Here is a 19,429-nt window from a genome sequence, read left to right as displayed (position 1 = left end):
CGAAGGTGGGCAGTATATGATCAAGATAACGAAGTTCGGCGGCTCGAGCGTCAGCTCCGCCGAGCAGTTCAAGAAGGTGAAGAAGATCGTCGAGGCCGATCCGGCCCGTCGGTTCGTCGTGGTTTCCGCCGCGGGCAAGCGCGATAAGACCGACAGCAAGATCACCGATCTTCTGTATCTGGTCAACGCGCACCTGCAGTACCACGTGTCCTGCGACGACCTGCTCGGAACTATCGGTCAGCGCTTCTGCGAAATCGCCAAAGAACTCGATTTGGATTATCCCATCGGCCACGAATTCGGCGTATTCCGCGAACGCGCCAAGCGCGGCGATTTCACGCCCGAATTCATCGTCAGCCGCGGCGAGTACTTCACCGCGCGCATGATGGCCGAATACCTGGGCTTTCCTTTCGTCGACGCGGCCGACGTGATCGCGTTCAACCAGGACGGCACGCTCGATATGGACCGCACCGGCGAACAGCTGCGCGCCGCGATCGGCGAAGAGAAGCATTTCGTGCTGCCCGGCTTCTACGGCGCGACCGCCGACGGCCAGGTGCGCCTGCTCGACCGCGGCGGCGGAGACATCACGGGCGCCATCCTCGCCCAGTCCCTCGGCGCCGACCTGTATGAGAACTGGACCGACGTGTCGGGCTTCTTGACGGCCGATCCGCGCATCGTCGATAGCCCCAAGTCCATCTCGCGTATCACCTATGCCGAGCTGCGCGAGCTTTCCTACATGGGTGCGAGCGTCCTGCATGAAGAGGCGATCTTCCCCGTCAAAGAGGCGGGCATCCCCCTGGTCATCAAGAACACCAACCGCCCCGACGATCCCGGCACCGTGATCAGCGAAGAGACCGAGCCCGGCTTGGCCGAGCCCATCATCACGGGTATCGCCGGCAAGCGCGACTTCGTCGCCGTCCACATCCGCACCAACCATATGTCCAACCAGATCGGCTACTTGCGCAAGGCGCTCGCGATTTTCGAGCGCTATCGCGTGAGCATCGAGCATATCCCGTCGGGCATCGATTCGTTCGCCGTGGTGGTCCAGGGCGCGGACGTGAAAGACTGCCTGTACTCGATCGTCGGCGACATCCAACGCGAGCTCTGTCCCGATGAAATCAAGGTCGTCGAGCACCTCGCCCTCATCTCCACGGTCGGCCGCAACATGTCGAGCCGCCCCGGCATCTCCGGCCGCCTGTTCGGCGAGCTCGGCAATGCAGGCATCAATATTCGTATGATCGCCCAGGGTTCCGAGGAATTCGATATCATCGTCGGCGTCGAGGACGCCGATTTCGAGCGCGCTATCCGCGTGATCTACGACGCGTTCGTCGATTCCGAAGACAATGTGATCACCGTCGAAGAACTCGAAGAGAAAGGCTCCTTCCATGAGGTCGTATAACGTCGCCGTTCTCGGTGCCACGGGCGCCGTGGGCCAGCAGATGCTGGCATGCTTGGCCGAGCAGGATTTTCCCGTCGGCAACCTGAAGCTTCTGGCGTCTTCTCGCAGCGCGGGCAAGATCGCGCAGTTCAAAGGCGAAGATGTCGTGATCGAGGAAGCGCGCGACGAGGCCTTCGACGGCGTGGACATCGTCCTCGGCGCGGCCGAGAATAACATCGCCGAGCGTTTCGTGCCCGTGGCGCGCGAAAAGGGCGCCGTGACGGTGGACAATTCGAGCGCGTATCGCCTCGACCCCGACGTGCCCCTGGTCATTCCCGAGGTCAATCCCGAGGACGTCGCGAAGCACAACGGCATCATCGCGAATCCGAACTGCGCCACGATCATCGGCCTGGTCGCCGTGAATCCGCTGCATAAGCTGGGCGGCATTAAGCGCATGGTCGTTTCCACCTATCAGGCCGCCTCGGGCGCGGGCGTCGGCGGATTGCGCGAGCTCGAATCCCAGATGGCGCGCATCGCTGCGGGCGAGCCCATCGAGGACCCCAAGGCGTTCGCCTATCAGCTCGCATGCAACCTCATTCCTCAGATCGGCGGTTTCGACGAGGTCGGTTACACGTCCGAGGAAATGAAGATGCAAAACGAAGGCCGCAAGATCCTGCATGCCGCCGACCTGCGTGTCAACTGCACTTGCGTGCGCGTGCCGGTGATGCGATCCCATTCCGAGAGCATCACGCTCGAGTTCGAGCGCGAGGTCGGCGTCGAGGCCGCACGCGCGGCCCTCGCGGCGGCTCCGGGCGTCAAGCTTGTCGACGATCCTTCGGCGCTGGCGTATCCTATGCCTCTCGACACCACTGACCAGGATGACATCTTCGTCGGTCGTGTGCGTGAGGATATTTCCGCCGAAGCCGGCCGACACGGCCTTACGTTGTGGTGCTGCGGCGACCAGATTCGCAAGGGCGCTGCGACCAATGCGGTCCAGATCGCTAAGATGCTCACCGAATAGGCGACGGATCGCTTCGTCTTTCGCGTGAAGAGCCCTCGCCGTCCCTAGGGACGGCGAGGGCTCTGTTCTCCGGGTGTTTTCCCGGAATTCGAATCGCATACGAAACGACGGTGCGTCGTTTCCGTGTTGTGGTAAAATATCCCAGCTTTCATATGCCAGTGTGGCGCAACGGTAGCGCAACTGATTTGTAATCAGTGGGTTGCGGGTTCGATTCCTGTCACTGGCTCCAGAAGCTCGTCGGGCCGGATGTCATCCGGCCCGTTTTTCTTTCCGGGCTTCATCGTGCATTTTCGAGGAATGCCGCGACGGCCGTCTTATTCCATCTCCAGCAGCTATCGGCGTTTCTCGGTCTTCGCGTCGTCGGTGAGCCTCCAGCGGTAATGGGGGTTTTTCTTGAGAAACGATCTGCGGCAAAGCCAAGTGATTCCCAGCAGGACGAGGGTCGTGACCATGCAGGTGATGAAGAAGTCGGCTACGAAGGCGTTTCCTTCGAGCCAGGCGTACAGCGTGGCAAGGAGGAAGAACGCCGAAAGGCTTGAATTGAGCACCGTGAACACTTTTATCAGGACCTCTTTGGCCCGTGCCGGCGTCGAGCGCCACGAGACGAAGGCATAGATAGCGATGGCGATGATCGCGAGAACCGCGAGAAGCGGGATGATGCGCGAAAGGCGCGCGGCGAGCATTGCTGGCATGGGGGCTCCTGTCATGCGAATGGCGCGATATCGAATCGGCGCCGCGTACGAACCAATCATAGCGCAACGACGCCGCCGACCGTATGGCGCAAGGTTTCGGTATCGTGCCGGTTTTCGGCCCGCGTTCGATGCTCTTGGGCATAGGCGGAAATTCGTCTTGCATCGAACATTTATTCGTATTATATTCAAAACGAATAAATGTTCGATTCTTGTAAGGCGGCATGCATGGATACGATCGAAAAGCTCGGCATTCTGGCCGATGCGGCGAAATACGATGTGGCTTGCACGTCGAGCGGCGTCGATCGCGGCACGGCGACGGGCAGGCTCGGCAACGCGGTGTCGGCGGGCATATGTCATAGCTTTTCCGCCGATGGCCGCTGTATCGCGCTTCTTAAGGTGCTTTTCTCCAATGCATGCGCCTACGATTGCGCCTATTGCGTGAACCGCCGCGAAAACGATGTGCCGCGCGTTGCTTTCAAGCCTCGCGAGCTGGCCGATTTGACCATCGAATTCTATCGACGCAACTATATCGAGGGGCTGTTTCTCTCGAGCGGGGTCATCGGCTGCGCCGATCGCACCATGGAGCTGATTATCGAAACTCTGCGAATCTTGCGCGAAGAATACGGTTTTCGCGGCTACATTCACGCGAAGGCCATCCCCGGTGCTTCGCCCGAGCTTGTCACGCGTCTGGGGCTTCTCGCCGACAGGATGAGCATCAATGTGGAATTGCCCTCGAAAGAGAGCCTTGCCTTGCTTTGTCCCGAGAAGTCGAAGGATTCGGTCATCGATCCCATGCGTCAGATCAGGGAGGGCATCGCTGAAGACAGGGAGGTTCGCGCGGCGTTGCGCAGAAAAACGTGCTATCTCTCGGATCGCCGCCCGCGTAAGCCGGCGCGCTCGTTCGTGCCTGCCGGGCAAAGCACCCAGATGATCGTCGGGGCAACCCCTGAAAACGATTTCCGCATCCTGACGCTCTCATCGTCGCTGTATCGCACCATTGGTCTCAAGCGCGTTTTCTTCTCGGCCTATCTTCCCGTTAACGAAGACGACCGCCTTCCTCGTTCCCATATCGCGCAGCTTAACCGTGAGCACCGACTGTACCAGGCGGATTGGCTCATGCGTTTCTATGGGTTCGATGTCGCGGAAATCATCGACGAACGCACTTCGTTTCTCGATGCGGAATTGGACCCGAAGGCTTCGTGGGCTCTACGTCACCTCGATTTGTTTCCCGTCGAGGTGAACACCGCCCGTTACGAGATGCTTGTGCGCGTGCCGGGCATCGGCGTACGCGGTGCACGTTCCATCGTCGCCGCTCGCCGTGCGACCCGTTTAGGCGAGGTCGAATTGCGTAAGCTCGGAATCGCATTCACGCGCGCCCGCTTCTTCATCACGTGTAAGGGGGTGTATCAGGGCAAGGGAGTCGAATACACCCCCGAAGCCCTGCGATCCTGTTTGGTTGATTCCTCGCGGCCCGAAAGAGCGGGCGGCAGGCGCCGCGTCGTCGCCGGCCAACTTTCGCTTTGGGACGAAGGGGGGGGCGGCGGGACGAAAACGGGGAGTAGCTTTCGTTCGGCGGCGTAGCGAAAGAAAGGAGGGCCGCTGTGTCTATGGCGTATCTCTATGACGGAACGCTCGAAGGGATGCTTTCGTGCGTCTTCGAGGCGTATGCGTCTCGGGAAGATCCGGTCGATATCGTGAAAAAGTCTGCTTTCATGCCACGGCTCGGACAGCGCGCGAAAGTCGTCGCCACCGACCGCGTTCGCGCCTGCAGGGTCGAGAACGGGCTTATTCGCACATGCGGCCGCAAAGCGTACGAGGCCGTCGGTGTAGTCCATTGCTCGGATGATCCCGGGAAAGGGCGTGCGATTCTCGAGTTCGTGCGTTATGCGATGAGGCGTGGACCCGCTGCTGTGCGCGATATCGCACATGAAAGGGTCCGCGCGTTCGCCGAAATGGAACGGTCGGTCCGTAACGAAAAACATCAGTGGCAGCAGTTTTTGCGATTCGAGCAGGTCGAGGGAGGAGTCTACGTCGCTCGTTGCGACCCCAAGGCGAACGTGGTCGCGCTCTTGATGGATTGGTTCGCAGCTCGTTTCAACACGCAGAGCTTCGTCATCTACGATGAGCTCCGCCGCATCGCAGGGGTTTCGCGGGGCGGGTCATGGGTCATGGTTGAAGCCGACGGATTCGATATTCCTGCCGTTACGGGCGAGGAGCGCATCGTGGCGCAGGCTTGGAAGCGGTTCTACGATGCAGTGGCGATCGAAACTCGCACGAACCACGACCTCCGGAAAAGCTTCATGCCTGAACGCTTCTGGAAGAATATGACGGAAATGAAAGAAGCCCTGCCTCGTGACGGAATGTACGAGGCAGGGCTTGGGAGAAGCGATCGTTTGCGGGGCGGGGACGTGAGGGCCGAAGGGCTGGGCGTTATTTCTGGCTCGCCTTGCTCATCTGCTCCACGTCTACCGAAATAGTATGGCTGATCGGTTTCCATTTCGCCTTCTTGAACAAAGCGATCAAGGCGATCGGAATGTAAGTCAGCATGAAGAACGGGAAGGTGAACAGATAGGCGATTTTCTTGCCCGGGGTCGAATGGATATTGTCCCACTCGGTGAATGTGGTGAGCGCGCCCAGGATGAACATGAACAGGCAGTAGTTGAACAGGCAGAAGAACATGCAGGATAGAGCGCTGACGATCATCGATCCGGCGGAGATGTATCCCAGCAGGGCGAGGATGGCGATCGTGCCGTTGAAGCCGATGGTGATGATCGTGAGCAGCATCGCGGGTGCGATGGTCATGAGCATGTCGTAGCATGCGAAACGGGCGCCTTTTTTGTTCGTGAAGATGCCCTTGAGCAGGCCCCATGCATAGTGGGCGAACACCTGGTAGAAGCCTTTCGCCCAGCGGAATCGCTGGTTCCAGGAGTCTTTGAATGTCACAGGCTGCTCGTCGTAAAGCATGGCGGTGGGGCAGTAACTGATGCGGCCGCCTTCGGTAATCGTCTGTGCGGAGAATTCGATATCCTCGGTCAGAAGGTGCCACTTCCATCCGCCGTGGCGGGCGAGCACGTCGGCTGCGATGTAAAAGCCGGTGCCCGAGATGGCGCAGCTGGTATTCAAGGTCAAGCGAGCCTGGCTAAGGTATTTCGCCTCACGCAAGAACCAGACGGCGTATCCTGCCGAAATCCAGTTGCTGCCATAGTTTTTAGAGTTGCGGTAGCTCGTCGAGGCGATTGCACCGCCGTCGAAGACCTTGTTCATCTCGCGGAAGTAGTTCACGTCGAGCACGTTGTCGGCATCGAAAACGAAATACGCCTCGTAGCCGTTGTCGGCGTAAAGCTCTTGGATGCGTTTGTACCCGAAGTCGAGGGCATAGCCTTTGCCGATGAGTTCTTTGTTGAATCGTTCGAACACATCGGTCGCTCCCGCTTCGCGGGCGATGCGGGCGGTGTCGTCGGTGCAGTTGTCGGCGATGACGAAGATGTCGATCAGTTCCTGGGGGTAGTTCTGCATACGGATGCTGTGAATGAGGTCGCCGATGACGGCGATTTCATTGCGTGCGGAAATCATCACCGCATAGCGATGATTTCGTTTGGCCTCCTGCTTGGGGGGTTTCTTCGTTAGAACGGTGAAGATATAGAAGAACTGATACACATAGCAGATCGTAAACGCCAAGAAGACGCCGGTATTGAATATGTCGACGACCGTGAGCTGCGAGAGAAACTGGTCTAACACGAGGTCGCTGCCTTTCGCCCTACTTTGAACAAAACTTTCAAAATTATAGAGTCAATGCCGTGCCGCATACTAGCGGCTGACTGCAAGCAGACACAAAATGCATCTTCGCGTCGCCTCCCCGTGCTTGCGTTTCTTATATTGAATCGCATAAGCGCGCAACGGGCTGTTCGTTGAAGATCCGTTGACGACGCTCCATAATGGCCGGAATTCGTATTAGACGCGTGCGAACGTGACGAGGCGCGAAGCGCATTGAACGCGCGCGAGGGCATCTTGAATGCCTGCGAGGGTTGCTCCCGTGGTAGTGACGTCGTCGACGGCTATGACGCGGTCGAAACCTGCGGCACGCGGTGCGCGAAACCTGCCGGCGATGTTCGCCGCTCGCTGCCTTCGCCCGAGTGCTCTCTGGTCGTCGGCGCCGGCTTGCTCGACGAGTCCGATGCAAGGCAGGCCGACTTCGTGCGCGAAGGCATCGGCGAGGAAGCGCGCGTGGTCGAAGCCCCTGCGCCGCACGGCGTCGGGCGTGGCGGGCACGTAGGTGACGGCTTGGGCCCATGCGACCCAAGAAGGTTGCACGATACGTGCCATCATGCTCGCCATCAGGGGGCCGAGGCGCTGCTCGCCCTTGTCTTTATAGGTTTTCACGACGGCGGCGGCCGCGTCGTCGTATTCCAGGCAGGTTGCGCACGGAGCCGCCAGGGGCTTGTGCTCTACGGCGACGGCGTTGCAAGTGTCGCATTGGATGCGTCCCCAGGGCGCCCCACAGGCGGGGCATGCTTGGTAGAAGTCGACATAGCGTAGGTTTCTCAGGCATGATTCGCATAGCAACACGCCGGCTGCGTCGCAAAGCGCGCACCGGGTGGGCCAGAGGGTTTCGCAAAACGCCTGCGTTAGAAACGACGGCACGGCGGCGCCTCCTTTCTCGGGCTGTCCGAACCTAGGATAGAGCTGCGCTGCGGCTGATTTCCGGCCTGCGTGCGGCTGCAATCCGGCTCGCGTGCGACTATTCGCCGCAAAGCGTCGATTATCTTGTCTCGTGCCGTGGCCGTTCCCGGCTTTACGAAGGTCTTCCCCTGAAGAACGGGGCGTTTCCGCTAAATCTGCTAAACTTACCCCCGAACTTCTTTCGGGTCTGTAGTTGCGGGGGCGTTTCCGCCTCTCAGTCCATGGCAGATGCGGTCGAAAGGATCCACGTAAGCACGGCTTTGCCGGGTGAGCATGGCGTATCCTAGAAGTAAGACGCACCCTCCGGCGATTCTTTGCAGCATCCTGCTGCACCGGGGGAGAGGGCGGAGCGGAATAATCCGCAAACCCCCGGTGCGCGAGTGTGGGGGCAAAGACTAGGTCAGCCGGAAGAAGAAACGAATCGACAATCGGAAAAGAGGAACGAAACGATGAAGCATCGCGTGTCACTCGTAGGCGCGTTCGCCTGCGTCGTCTGCCTTGCGCTGGCGCTTGTCGGCTGTTCGCAGACGACCGCGTATACCCCCGAAACGCTCGAGCCCACGGTATCTTCGCCCACGATCGGCAAGGACGGCACTTTGAGGGTTGGTATCGGCGGAGGCGCTCCCTTCATGGTTTCCGCATCCGACGGTTCCGCTTCGGGCCTCGATGTCGATATGGCCGCGGCGATCGCCGACCAGCTCGGCCTCAAGCTCGAGGTCGTCACGCTCGGCAGCGCCGGCAGCGAGGTCGACGTGGACTCCGCTCTTAGGAAGGGCGATGTCGACATCGTCATGGGCGCCACGTCCTCCGACGAGAGCGGCAACGTATGGGTCTCCAAACCGTATACGCAGACGGGCGTCGCGTTGTTCGCCGCTCCGGGATCCAAGGTCCCTTCGCGCGATGCATCGCCCAAGATCGCCGCACAGTCTTCCTCGACGAGCGCCTGGGCCGTCACCAACGCTTTCGGCGATGATGCCCTTGTGGCCAAGGCCGACCTTCTTTCTGCGCTTTCTTCCATCGAGACGGGCGATTCCAAATATGTCGCGGCCGATGCGGTCATTGGAACGTATGCCGCCCTGGGCCAGAACGTCGACGTCGAGCCTGTGTGCGTGCTCGGCAGCATCGGCGGATACGGAGTGGCTGCAAACGCCGATAACGCCGACCTTCAGGAGGCCGTCTCCGGCGCCCTCGAGGCGCTGACGAATAACGGCATCGCCGGCGTGGTCTGCTCGAAGTGGCTTGGTTCTGCGCTCGATCTTTCCGCGCTGCCTCTCGTCGAGGTATCTTCGTCTGCAGCGGCGGCAACCAAGACGACGGACGTCGATGCAGCAGATTCCGACGCCGCCAAGGAAGAGTCCGTCGACGGCGAGGTTCTTCCGAAGGCCGAAGCCGGCTCGAATGCCGTTCTGCCCGGTGGAACCGTCGCGGGCTCGGATAGCGGAACGGCCGCCGGAACGACGACGGGATCGACGGCGGGCACGACCGTGGGAACGGATGCGCAAGCCGCCTAAACGGTCCGAATGATGAATTTACCGACACAACGCAGGGTTTCTCCGCATGTGGGGAAACCCTGCGTTGCATATATGCTATCTTTTAAGTAGCAATTAGACATACCCAAGGGGGACCACTCATGCTTGAATTGAAAGACCTTGTATTCGAGGTTCCCGTCGAGGACGGATCTTCGCAGACCAAGCGCATCATCGACGGCCTTACGCTGACGATCGCGGACGGCAAATTCACCGTCATTACCGGTCCGAACGGCGGCGGCAAGTCGACGCTTGCCAAACTCATCATGGGCATCGAACAGCCTACGTCCGGATCGATCGTCTTCAACGGCCGGGATATCACCCGCGCCTCCATCACCGAGCGCGCCAAGCTCGGCATCGGCTACGGTTTTCAGCAGCCCGCCCGCTTCAAAGGCATGAAGGTCAAGAAGCTTCTCGAGCTCGCGGCAGGGAAGCGCCTTCCGGCTCTCGAGTGTAACGAGTACCTTGCGAAGGTGGGCTTGTGCTCGGCTGCGTATCTGACGCGCGAGGTCGACAAGAGCCTTTCCGGAGGCGAAGTCAAGCGTATCGAAATCGCTACCATGCTGGCGCGCGATTCCAAGATGGCTATTTACGACGAGCCCGAGGCGGGCATCGACCTGTGGAGCTTCGACCGTCTGACCGAGACTTTCCGCGATATCCACGAGACGCGTGACGATCGAAGCATCGTGATCATTTCCCATCAGGAAAGGATCATCCAGCTTGCTGATGACATCGTCTGCCTGCGCAACGGCCGCATCGAGGGGATGGGCCCGCGCGAAGAAATCCTTCCCAAGCTCGGTCTGGCCGACCGCGGCCAGCATGGCTGTCAGCTGACGCAGCCGACCGAGCTGCACCTGACCGAGATTTCCACGAATTGCTAAAGGAGCACGCCATGGCGGACCTTTCCACGATTGATGAGAAACTGCTCGAACAGATCGCCGACCTGCACGGCATGCCGCGCGGCGCCTTCAATATCCGCAAGGACGGTCAGCTGGTCGAGCGTCATTCGAGCGCTAATATCACCATCGAGACTTTCACCGACAAGCAGGGCATCGAAATCACCATTGCGCCCGGCACGAAGAACGAGACGGTTCACATTCCTGTCATCATGACCAAGGCGGGCATGACCGATGTGGTCTATAACGACTTCCATATCGGCGAAGACGCGGATGTCACGGTCATCGCGGGTTGCGGCATTCACAACACCGGCGACGAAAAGACCGAACACGACGGCATTCACAGCTTCTGGTTGGGTAAGAATTCCCGCATGCGCTACGTCGAGAAGCACTACGGCGAAGGCGAGGGCACGGGCGAGCGCGTCTTGAACCCCACGACCAACATCTACATGGCCGAGGGTTCCCATTGTGAGATGGAGTCCACTCAGCTGCGCGGTGTCACCTCCACGATTCGAGACACCAACGCCGAGCTCGAGGCGGGTGCAAAGCTCGTTTTGACCGAAAAGCTTCTCACGCATGGTTCTCAGACGGCAACGTCGAATATGACCGTGCGTCTGAAGGGCGATGATTCCAGCGTGCAGGTGATTTCGCGAAGCGTCGCTCAGGACGATTCCGTGCAGATCTTCAATCCGCTGGTTATCGGCGAGGCGGCTTGCCGCGGCCATGTGCAGTGCGATGCCATCATCATGGGCGAGGCGAAGGTGAAGGCGATTCCCGGTATCGAAGCGGCAAGCGAGGACGCCCAGTTGATCCATGAGGCTGCGATCGGCAAGATCGCGGGCGATCAGATCGTCAAGTTGATGACGCTCGGCTTGACCGAGGAAGAAGCCGAGGCCGAGATTCTCGACGACTTCCTTTCCTAAAAGCACCGCCCAATCCGCCTGCATAGGCGGACGTGAGCGCCGATGCGCTATGGATATTCAAGGCAAGGCCCGCATATGAGCGGGCCTTGCTCGTATAATACTCGGAATGCGACCAACGCATATATCGACGGATACAGCGAAAGGGGTGCCTTCATGGCGCGAGACGAACGCTATCGAGAGCAAACCGAAGAGGACTTGAAGAATGTGCCGCCTATGAGCGCCATGCAGAAGGTCATTCTCGCCGCAGCGGCGGTCATCCTTGCCGCGATCGTGGCATATATAGCATTCAACTAGTCGATCGGCGGTTTTTCCGAAAAGTCCAGGCTTTTCGGGCGATCGGGGAAGGAAGGCGTATTCATGGCGAAGCATGCCAAGCACGCACGTACCGATAAAGAAGAACAGGCCGTTGAGGTCGAAAGCCGGCAGGGTGAGCGTTCCGTCGAAGAAGGGGAAAGCGCGCAGCAGCCCCTTCTCGCTCCGGAGCATCCGGCGGCGGCGCACCATAAGGCTTCGAAGAGAATGCGCATCGTCTTGATCGCGGTGTCGATCGTGCTCGTTCTTCTGATCGCGGCCTTGGGCTATTTCGCCTGGATGCTGGTCGACGAGGCTCGCGACGTCGCTTATCAGAGCGCCGCCCAGACCGCCAAAGTCGAAAAGGATTCTTCGGCTCCCGCATCTGATGCGGGCAAGGGCGCGGGTGCCCGCAAAGAGGCGCCGAAACTCGTCGAGCTCATAGGCAAGACCCAGGACGAGGCGGTCGCCGAAATCGGTCGCGGAGCGACCGAGACCAGCTCCAAGGACATCACTGAAGAAAAGGGCGAGGGCGACGAGAAGACCACCGAGGTGGTGGGCCGCAGCGTGACCCTGGCGCTCACCGACGAGACGACGGATGCGCGCGGCAACATTCCGTCGGTATATCTGACGCTTGACGCTGACGGCGTGATCGTCGAGGCGGGCTATTCCGCGTCGGTCGGCTCGCTCGGTTATGGCGATGTGAGCTTCATAGACGCGGTTTCATCCGAGCATATCGTCGAGAACCTCGTCGAAACGGCGGGCGTCGATATCGAGCAGGGTTCGGTCGAGATGCCTGCGGTCGAGGACTATCGTACGTATGCCGACGACGGCACGACGATCGCCCAGGAGGTCTACACCTTCAGCGGAGACGGTTCGGGTTCGGGCGATGCGACCTATTCGTGGTCGTGCAAACTGAGCTACGACTATTCTGCCGCCAACGTGTCGGGCAATCTCGCCGACACCATCAGGCAGGTCTATGTTTATATCAAGGCCGCTTCCTAGTTGGGCGGAGGCATATTGCGAAGAGAGCCGCGGCGCATGCCGCGGCTCTCTTCGTTTATTTCGTGCAGGCTGGCGTTTTTCTTCAAACACTTTAGCACTCTACTATGATAAAGTATTAGAGCACACGCAAGAGAAAGGGGCGCTGCAGTGAAGCCGGTATGCCCGCGAGGGTTCAGGGATATCATGCCCGAAGAGGCGCTTCGTCGCGAGCGGATTACTCGCACGGTGAATGATGCATTCGCACGACGCGGCTATCTGCCCGTCGAAACCCCGCTTCTCGAAGACAGGCGCTCGATCGAACGCGCGGCATGCGTCGAAGACGCGGCTTTTCAGCTGTTCGATAGCGACGGACGCCTTCTGATGGTGAGAAGCGATCTGACCATGCCGATCGCGCGTCTTGTGGCGACGCGTCTCGAGCACGCTTCGGCGCCGTTCCGTCTTCGCTATGCTGCGCCTATCGTACGCGACCAGGCCCGTTTCATGGGTCGCTCACGTCAGTTCACGCAGCTTGGCATCGAGCTCATCGGCGAGCGCGGCCCTTCGGCCGATATCGAGGTCCTCTCGCTTGCGGCCGACGCGCTCGATGCGGCGGGCGTTCCTGGCTGGCGCATCGTCTGCGGCAGCGTTCGTCCTGTGAAAGACCTGCTCGCCGTTCTTCCTCTTTCCGATTCCCAGCGCAATACGGTGCTCGAATGCGCCAACGCATCCGACCTGGTCGGAATCGACGACCTTGCCGAACGGTTCGGCTTGCCCGAGCAGGCCGGCCGCGCGCTTTCACAGCTGTGCCGCATCGCCGGCGACGCGACGTGCCTCGACCGCGCGCGTGAAATCCTCGCCGCATGCGGCGCGGACGACGCCGGCGTGACCGAGCTCGAAGGGGTCCTGTCGGCCGCGCGCGCCCTCGGCTTGTCGGAAAAGATCGGCGTCGATTTCTCCGTCATGAATTCATTCGATTACTACACGGGCCTCGTCTTCGGCATCTATGCCCGCGGCCTTCCCGGCGCGCTCGGCTCGGGCGGGCGATACGACGATGCGTTCTCTCGTCTCGGCGGCGAAGGCCTTCCTGCAGCAGGCTTCGCCCTTTCGCTCGAGCAGATCGAAGAATCGCTCTCGCTCGATTCGGCCGCCGTGCGCCGCCCGTTGCGCGTGGCGGTGCCGAAAGGCTCGCTGTTCGCCGATACGGTGGCTGCTCTCGACCGGGCGGGACTCGATGTCGAGGCGCTGCGCGACCCGGGACGAAAGCTCGTTGTGCATGCGGGCGACGTCGATTTCGTGGTCGTCCGCCCGAGCGACGCCCCCGCGTTCGTGGCGTCGGGAGGAGCCGATTGCGGCATCTGCGGCAACGATTCCCTCATCGAAGCCGACCTCGATGCGGTGCAGCTGGTGGATCTGGGATACGGCACCTGTCGTTTCGTCGTCGCCGAGCCCGCGGATGCCGCAGGCGCTGCCGACGTCCGCTACGCCCGTTTCGGCAGCATCCGCGTCTGCACGAAGTATCCCCGGATCGCGCAGGCCTACTACGATCGTCTCGGCATGCAGGCCGATATCGTCACGCTGCACGGCAATATCGAGCTCGGGCCGATGGTCGGCATGGCGGAGCGCATCATCGATATCACAGCGACGGGCACCACGCTGCGCGAAAACGGCTTGACGGTCGTCGACGACGTGCTCGAATGCGGCGCCCGTTTTTTCGCCAATCCTGCAAGCCTGCGATGCGATGAACGCGTCAGGCGTCTGGCCTGTGCGCTTTCAGATACGAGAAAGGAATAGCAGATGAACGTCATACGTCTTTCGCAAGGCGGGCGCCTTGCGCCCGAACAGCTGCCTCGCCAGGGCGTTCTGCCTGCGCATGTCATGGAAGCGGCCCAGGGAATCGTCGACGAGGTCCGCTCGCGCAAAGACGAGGCCTTGCGCGGGTTCTGCCTGAAATTCGACGGCGTCGAGCCTGCGTCGTTCGCGGTCGGTCCCGCAGCGATGGACGAAGCGCTCGAACGCGTCGACCCTGCGTTTCTGGAGGCGCTCGAGAAGGCCGCGCGCCAGATCAGGGATTTCCACGAGCGTGAGATCGCGCAGTCGTGGTTCACGACTCGTGCCGACGGCACTATTCTCGGCGTGAAGGTGACGCCGGTTTCTTCGGCGGGCATCTACGTGCCGGGCGGACGTGCTCAGTATCCGTCGACCGTCCTCATGAACGCCATTCCCGCGAAGGTCGCGGGCGTCGGACGCATCGTCATGGTGACGCCGCCGCAGAAGGAAGGGGGCATCTCTCCCTATACGCTGGCGGCGGCGAAGGTCGCGGGCGTCGACGAAGTGTATGCCGTCGGCGGTGCGCAGGCGATCGCGGCGCTGGCGTACGGGACCGAATCGATTCCGCGCGTGGCGAAGATCACCGGTCCCGGCAACGCATACGTGGCCGCAGCCAAACGCATCGTGTCGGGCGACGCGGGAATCGACATGGTGGCGGGCCCGAGCGAGGTATGCGTGCTCGTCGACGGTTCGGCCGACCCCACGGTGGTCGCCGCCGATTTGATGGCTCAGGCCGAGCACGACCCTCTGGCCGCATGCTATCTGGTGACCTGCGACGAGGCATTCGCCGAACGGGTCCAGGAGCGCATCGGCTTTTTGCTGGCTTCGAGCCCCCGCGCGCAGATCACGCGCGAATCGCTGGATAACCAGGGCGTCGTCGTGGTCGCGCCCGATATGGCGGCGGCGCTCGACGCGGTCAATACGATAGCTCCCGAACACCTCGAGCTGCACTGCGCCGATGCGTTCTCGCTGCTCGGCTCGATCGAAAACGCCGGCGCCATCTTCGTGGGGCCCTGGAGTTCCGAGCCGCTCGGCGATTACGTGGCAGGCCCCAATCACACGCTGCCCACGGGCGGCACGGCCGCTTTTTCCAATCCCCTTTCGGTCGAGGACTTCGTAAAACGATCCTCCGTGGTCGCCTATACGCCGGCGGGCCTTGCCTCCGACGGGCCGGCCGCCCAGACGCTCGCGCAGGCGGAGGGTCTGTGGGCCCATGCGCTGTCGGTCGGTCTGCGCCGCACTTTGATCGAATCGGGCCGCACGAGTCTTGACGGATTCGACCTGGGCGATATCGGCGCCATCGCATGGCCCGAACCCCTCGCCGCGCCGCGCGGGGAAGGGGCGTGATCGTCATGGCGGGCGATCCGCGCATCCGCCTGCGCGATGATTTGACGGGTCTTAAGCCCTACGACCCTGGTTCGAGCGTGCAGGAAATCGTGCTCAGCGCGAACGAGAATCCTTTCGGCATGCCCGAGGGTGTGCGAGCCGCGGCGCTCGAGGCCGTGGCCGGGGTCGCTTTCGAGCGCTACCCTGACCCTTTGGCGGATGGGCTGCGCGGCGATATCGCGGCATGGCACGGTGTGAAACGATCCCAGGTCGTGGTGGGAAACGGCGGCGACGAGCTGATCTTCGATCTGCTGCTCGCGTTCGGCGGGCCGGGGCGCGTGCTGCTCGACTGCCCTCCGACGTTCAGCATCTACGCGCTTTACGCGAAGCTGACCGGCACCGAGGTCCTCTCCATTGCGCGCGACCCCTCCGATTTTTCGCTCGATTACGCGGCGGTCGAAGCCGCCGCCGAGCGCGCCGACATCGTGATGGTCACGTCGCCGAACAACCCTACGGGCAATACGGTCGACCCCGCATGGGTGGCATCGCTTGCCGAGCGTGCTCGAGGCATCGTCGTGGTGGACGAGGCGTACGTCGAGTTCGCCGATGAGGGGGCGTCGTGCGTCGGACTCATGCGCGATCACGGCAACCTGGTCGTTTTGCGCACCTTCTCGAAGGCGTTCGCTCTCGCGGGCGTGCGATGCGGGTATCTCCTCGCGCCGGAAGGCGTGGTCGACGGTATCGCTGCGGTGCGCCAGCCGTATTCGGTGGATGCGATCGGACAGGCCGTGGCCCGCGTGGTCGTGGCGAATCGCGACGCCTACGACGGTGCGATCGCGACGATCAAGGCCGAGCGCACCCGCCTCGAGCGATCCCTGAGCGCCGTCGACGGCGTGCGAGCCTGGCCGAGCCAGGGCAATTTCGTGCTCGTCCGCATGCCGCATGCGCACGAGGCCTATATGAGGCTGCGTGACGAATTCTCCATTCTGACGAGGGATTTCTCACGTGATCCGCTTCTTGGGGACTGCCTGCGCATCACCGTGGGCACCCCGCAGGAGAACGACCGCGTGATCGACGCGCTGTCCCTTCTCGGAAAGGAGTCGTCATGAGAACGTCGATGATCGAACGCGTCACGTCCGAGACTTCGATCAAAGCTTCGCTTTGCCTCGACGGGGCGGGTGACGCGGCGATCGACACGGGCGTCGGCTTCTTCGACCACGTGCTCGACGCATTCGTCAGGCACGGGTGCTTCGATGCCGACATCAAAGCGCGCGGCGACGTGCGGGTCGACGACCATCACACCGTCGAAGACGTGGGAATCGTCTTGGGCCGCGCGTTTCGCGATGCGCTCGGCGACAAGGAGGGGATTCGTCGCTTCGGTGTCGCGTTCGTCCCCATGGACGAGGCCCTCGTCATGGCGAGCGTCGATATTTCCAGGCGTGGTCAGGCGTTTTACGAGGCCGACCCCGGGGTCGAGCGTATCGGGTCGTTCGATGCGCAGCTTGCGAAGGAATTCTTCATCGGGTTCGCGCGCGAGGCCGGCGTGACGCTGCACGTGCGTCTTGTATGCGGAGAAAACGGGCACCATATCGTCGAGGCGGCGTTCAAGGCATGCGCCCGTGCCTTGCGCGAAGCGGCCGAATACGATCCTCGCGTCAAAGGCGTGCCTTCCACGAAGGGATCGTTGTAAGGAGCTGCTATGGCGGAAATCGTCGTGGTCGACTATCACAAGGGAAATCTGATGTCGGCCAAACGAGGCCTCGAGGCCGCAGGCGCCCGCGCGCGCGTGTCCGACGACCCGCATGCGATCGCATCAGCCGACGCCGTGGTGCTGCCAGGGGTGGGAAGTTTCGCCGACGCCGCGGCGTTCATGGCGGAAAGCGGTCAGGCCGACGCCGTGCTTTCAGCCATCGAGGCGCAGCGTCCGTTCCTGGGAATCTGTTTGGGTATGCAGCTTCTTTTCGAGGGCGGCGAAGAGGGCGCGCCCGAAGGCGAGGTCGTTGCGGGGCTCGGTGTCTTGAGGGGCTCGTGCGTGCGCCTCGAAGCGCCCGGCCTCAAGGTGCCGCACGTGGGATGGGACGACGTGTCCATGACAGAATGCGCCGGGCCGCTGTTCGCCGGCGTGCCGGATGGCGCGCATTTCTATTTCACTCATTCGTACGTGGCGCGCCCCGAAAGCGATGACGTCGTGTCGTGCCGTTGCGCGTACGGATCGGCGTTTCCCGCCGCCGTGGCGCGCGACCTCGTTTTCGGGTGCCAGTTCCATCCCGAAAAATCGTCGCATCGCGGGCACGAGGTGCTGTGCAATTTCGTCGATATCGTCAATGGCGCCGAAGGGAAAGGAGCGTTGCATTGATTCTCTTTCCTGCAATCGATTTGATCGAGGGGCGGGTCGTGCGTCTCGAACGGGGCGACCGTGCTCGCATGAAGGTTTATAGCGACGACCCCGCATCGGTCGCCGCGGAGTTCGCCCGACGCGGCGCCGAATGGGTCCATGTCGTCGACCTGTCGGCCGCATTCGGCGAAAGCGAGGCAGTGCGTGCGGCCAATCGGGCGGCTATCGAGGAAATCTGCGCGCTCGGGTCGCTCAAGGTGGACGTCGGCGGCGGCGTGCGAAGCCTCGAGCGCATCGACGAGCTTGCTTTGGCGGGCGCATCGCGCATCGCGCTTGGCACGGCGATCGTGCGCGATGCGGCGTTCGCGTCCCAGGCAGCGGCTCGATACGGAGCGCTTTTGACCGCCGACGTCGCCGCGCGCGACGGCGTGGTCAAGGTGGACGGATGGCGCGAGGGCGCGGGCGTTTCGGCGCTCGATTTGGTCGCGCGCCTGGCCGATGCGGGTTTCAGGCATCTTGTGTTCACCGACATCGCCCGCGACGGCATGCAATCGGGCATCGACGTTTCCGCCTATCGCCGCATCGCCGAAGCGGCGGGCTTTCCCGTCGTCGCCTCGGGCGGCATCGCCTCGCTGTCCGATGTAGAGGAGCTCGCGCGCGAGGGCTCCGACGTCATCGAAGGCTGCATCGCCGGACGGGCGCTCTACGAGGGCGCGTTTTCGCTCGAAGGCGCGCTCGCCGCAGCCTGCGGCGAGGAAAGGAGCGTGCCATGCTGACCAAACGCGTCATACCGTGCCTCGACGTGAAGGACGGCCGCGTCGTCAAGGGCGTCAATTTCGAAGGGCTGCGCGATGCGGGAGACCCCGTCGAGCTCGCGCGGTTCTACGACGAAGAGGGCGCCGACGAAGTGGTGTTTCTCGATATCACCGCGACGAGCGACCGCCGCGCGACCACCATCGACATGGCGGCCCATGCGGCCGAGAGGCTTTCCATTCCGTACACGGTCGGCGGAGGATTCCGCGATATCGCCGGCATGCGCAGGATGGCGGCCGCGGGCGCCGACAAGCTTTCGCTGAATTCGGCCGCGGTCGCCGACCCGTCGCTGATAACGGCCGCCGCCGCAGCGTTCGGAAGTCAGGCGGTGGTATGCGCCATCGATGCGAAGCGCGTCGGCGCTCCAGGGGCTCCGGGAGCCGACCGCTGGGAGGTCTACACGGCCGGCGGCCGCAATGCGACGGGTCTCGACGCGCTGCGATGGGCCGAAGAGGCCGCCCGTCGCGGCGCGGGCGAGATCTTGTTGACGTCGATGGACCGCGACGGCACCGAAGACGGCTTCGACATCGCGCTGACCAGGGCGGTTTCTCGCGCCGTCCCCATACCCGTCATCGCGTCGGGCGGCGTCGGGTCGCTCGAGCATTTCGCCGAGGGCATCGTCGACGGCGAGGCCGACGCGGTGCTCGCGGCGAGCGTGTTTCATTTCGGCACGTTCAGCATCCGCCAAGTGAAGGAATACCTCGACGGCCAGGGCATTCCCGTGAGGATGGATTTCTAAG

19 protein-coding genes and 1 tRNA gene are annotated in these 19,429 nt (G+C 62.0%); 17 read left to right on the top strand and 3 right to left on the bottom strand.

Annotated features, from left to right (window positions below; all coding sequences use genetic code 11):
• The first annotated feature begins 16 nt into the window (after nucleotides 1-16).
• The 3 genes from Q6E04_RS02180 (at nucleotide 17) to Q6E04_RS02170 (ending at nucleotide 2,625) form a co-directional block, all read left to right on the top strand.
• Nucleotides 17-1,396, top strand: a complete 1,380-nt coding sequence (locus Q6E04_RS02180) for an aspartate kinase (RefSeq protein ID WP_303249182.1) — start codon at nucleotides 17-19, stop codon at nucleotides 1,394-1,396.
• Complete coding sequence (locus tag Q6E04_RS02175; RefSeq protein WP_303249181.1) at nucleotides 1,383-2,396, top strand: aspartate-semialdehyde dehydrogenase; 1,014 nt, start codon at nucleotides 1,383-1,385, stop codon at nucleotides 2,394-2,396. Before Q6E04_RS02180 ends, Q6E04_RS02175 begins: the two co-directional genes overlap by 14 nt.
• Before the next feature lie 154 nt (nucleotides 2,397-2,550).
• A tRNA-Thr gene (locus Q6E04_RS02170) sits at nucleotides 2,551-2,625 on the top strand.
• Between the two features lie 103 nt (nucleotides 2,626-2,728).
• Here Q6E04_RS02170 and Q6E04_RS02165 read toward each other — a convergent pair.
• A complete protein-coding gene (locus tag Q6E04_RS02165) occupies nucleotides 2,729-3,088 on the bottom strand; it encodes a hypothetical protein (protein WP_303249180.1) in 360 nt (119 codons plus the stop codon).
• A 225-nt stretch (nucleotides 3,089-3,313) separates the two neighbouring features.
• Here Q6E04_RS02165 and Q6E04_RS02160 point away from each other — a divergent pair, with 225 nt between their 5' ends.
• On the top strand, nucleotides 3,314-4,669 hold the full coding sequence (locus tag Q6E04_RS02160) for a putative DNA modification/repair radical SAM protein (RefSeq protein ID WP_303249179.1): 1,356 nt from the start codon (nucleotides 3,314-3,316) through the stop codon (nucleotides 4,667-4,669).
• A gap of 26 nt (nucleotides 4,670-4,695) precedes the next feature.
• Entirely contained in the window at nucleotides 4,696-5,565 is an 870-nt protein-coding gene (locus Q6E04_RS02155; protein WP_303249178.1) for a TIGR03915 family putative DNA repair protein, read from the top strand.
• Here Q6E04_RS02155 and Q6E04_RS02150 read toward each other — a convergent pair.
• On the bottom strand, nucleotides 5,519-6,826 hold the full coding sequence (locus tag Q6E04_RS02150) for a glycosyltransferase family 2 protein (RefSeq protein WP_303249177.1): 1,308 nt from the start codon (nucleotides 6,824-6,826) through the stop codon (nucleotides 5,519-5,521). The genes Q6E04_RS02155 and Q6E04_RS02150 overlap by 47 nt on opposite strands.
• A 213-nt stretch (nucleotides 6,827-7,039) precedes the next feature.
• Complete coding sequence (locus Q6E04_RS02145) at nucleotides 7,040-7,729, bottom strand: ComF family protein (RefSeq protein WP_303249176.1); 690 nt, start codon at nucleotides 7,727-7,729, stop codon at nucleotides 7,040-7,042.
• A gap of 500 nt (nucleotides 7,730-8,229) precedes the next feature.
• Between Q6E04_RS02145 and Q6E04_RS02140 the strand changes: the two genes are divergently transcribed.
• The 12 genes from Q6E04_RS02140 to hisF all read left to right on the top strand — a co-directional run bounded on the left by Q6E04_RS02140 (nucleotide 8,230) and on the right by hisF (nucleotide 19,428).
• On the top strand, nucleotides 8,230-9,279 hold the full coding sequence (locus tag Q6E04_RS02140) for an ABC transporter substrate-binding protein (RefSeq protein WP_303249175.1): 1,050 nt from the start codon (nucleotides 8,230-8,232) through the stop codon (nucleotides 9,277-9,279).
• 119 nt (nucleotides 9,280-9,398) lie between these two features.
• On the top strand, nucleotides 9,399-10,175 hold the full coding sequence (locus Q6E04_RS02135; protein ID WP_303249174.1) for an ABC transporter ATP-binding protein: 777 nt from the start codon (nucleotides 9,399-9,401) through the stop codon (nucleotides 10,173-10,175).
• 11 nt (nucleotides 10,176-10,186) lie between these two features.
• On the top strand, nucleotides 10,187-11,113 hold the full coding sequence (locus tag Q6E04_RS02130; RefSeq protein ID WP_303249173.1) for a SufD family Fe-S cluster assembly protein: 927 nt from the start codon (nucleotides 10,187-10,189) through the stop codon (nucleotides 11,111-11,113).
• A 153-nt stretch (nucleotides 11,114-11,266) separates the two neighbouring features.
• Nucleotides 11,267-11,407, top strand: coding sequence for a hypothetical protein (locus Q6E04_RS02125; RefSeq protein WP_303249172.1), 141 nt, complete (start codon nucleotides 11,267-11,269; stop codon nucleotides 11,405-11,407).
• Between the two features lie 63 nt (nucleotides 11,408-11,470).
• Complete coding sequence (locus tag Q6E04_RS02120; RefSeq protein WP_303249171.1) at nucleotides 11,471-12,409, top strand: histone-lysine N-methyltransferase; 939 nt, start codon at nucleotides 11,471-11,473, stop codon at nucleotides 12,407-12,409.
• Nucleotides 12,410-12,556: 147 nt separating this feature from the next.
• Nucleotides 12,557-14,179, top strand: coding sequence for an ATP phosphoribosyltransferase (hisG, locus tag Q6E04_RS02115; protein ID WP_303249170.1), 1,623 nt, complete (start codon nucleotides 12,557-12,559; stop codon nucleotides 14,177-14,179).
• 3 nt (nucleotides 14,180-14,182) lie between these two features.
• Complete coding sequence (gene hisD / locus Q6E04_RS02110) at nucleotides 14,183-15,562, top strand: histidinol dehydrogenase (protein WP_303249169.1); 1,380 nt, start codon at nucleotides 14,183-14,185, stop codon at nucleotides 15,560-15,562.
• The gene (gene hisC, locus Q6E04_RS02105; protein ID WP_303249168.1) at nucleotides 15,520-16,650 is read left to right on the top strand and encodes a histidinol-phosphate transaminase; all 1,131 of its coding nucleotides are present in this window, start codon (nucleotides 15,520-15,522) and stop codon (nucleotides 16,648-16,650) included. The genes hisD and hisC overlap by 43 nt, the downstream gene beginning before the upstream one ends.
• Complete coding sequence (hisB, locus tag Q6E04_RS02100) at nucleotides 16,647-17,231, top strand: imidazoleglycerol-phosphate dehydratase HisB (RefSeq protein WP_303249167.1); 585 nt, start codon at nucleotides 16,647-16,649, stop codon at nucleotides 17,229-17,231. Before hisC ends, hisB begins: the two co-directional genes overlap by 4 nt.
• 9 nt (nucleotides 17,232-17,240) lie before the next feature.
• Nucleotides 17,241-17,897, top strand: a complete 657-nt coding sequence (gene hisH / locus Q6E04_RS02095; protein WP_303249166.1) for an imidazole glycerol phosphate synthase subunit HisH — start codon at nucleotides 17,241-17,243, stop codon at nucleotides 17,895-17,897.
• Nucleotides 17,894-18,652, top strand: a complete 759-nt coding sequence (locus Q6E04_RS02090; protein WP_303249165.1) for a 1-(5-phosphoribosyl)-5-[(5-phosphoribosylamino)methylideneamino] imidazole-4-carboxamide isomerase — start codon at nucleotides 17,894-17,896, stop codon at nucleotides 18,650-18,652. Before hisH ends, Q6E04_RS02090 begins: the two co-directional genes overlap by 4 nt.
• On the top strand, nucleotides 18,646-19,428 hold the full coding sequence (hisF, locus tag Q6E04_RS02085; RefSeq protein ID WP_303249164.1) for an imidazole glycerol phosphate synthase subunit HisF: 783 nt from the start codon (nucleotides 18,646-18,648) through the stop codon (nucleotides 19,426-19,428). The genes Q6E04_RS02090 and hisF overlap by 7 nt, the downstream gene beginning before the upstream one ends.
• The last annotated feature ends 1 nt before the right edge of the window (nucleotide 19,429 follow it).

It is taken from the genome of uncultured Slackia sp. (genome assembly GCF_959608125.1).
Lineage (GTDB): Bacteria > Actinomycetota > Coriobacteriia > Coriobacteriales > Eggerthellaceae > Slackia.
Note: the sequence above shows the minus strand (reverse complement) of the source record. Positions and strands in the feature narration are given on the sequence as shown.